The organism is Paraburkholderia sp. SIMBA_030, from assembly GCF_046535245.1.
In the GTDB taxonomy this organism is placed as follows: Bacteria; Pseudomonadota; Gammaproteobacteria; order Burkholderiales; family Burkholderiaceae; genus Paraburkholderia.
Map to the genome: position 1 here is coordinate 1 of NZ_JAWRXB010000391.1, position 277 is coordinate 277.

Genomic DNA, 277 nt, shown 5'->3' on the forward strand with positions numbered 1-277 from the left:
CGAGCAACGCGAGCGCGCGCAGCAGCACGCTCTTGCCGGAACCCGACGCTCCCGTGATAGCAATTCGCGATCCCGCGGCGAGGCTGAAGTCGGTCGGCGTCAGCAACGTCTTGCCGCTACTGGCGTCGCGGCGCGTGATCTGTTGCGCTTCGATGAGGCCGGTGGGGACGGTCATGTCACAAATGAAAAAAAGCGTTAATGGCGCCGAAGCATTGGCGCAGCGTGCGCCATAATACCGATTGAAAGCCGCCGGTGTCGTGTTCGATTCACTCACGGG

General features: G+C 62.1%; 1 protein-coding gene. It reads right to left on the minus strand.

What is annotated here, in order from left to right; all coding sequences use genetic code 11:
• Window positions 1-184 (minus strand): ATP-binding cassette domain-containing protein (locus SB772_RS40480; RefSeq protein WP_410838581.1); only part of this gene is annotated, 184 nt, incomplete at its 3' end.
• Window positions 185-277: the final 93 nt, after the last annotated feature.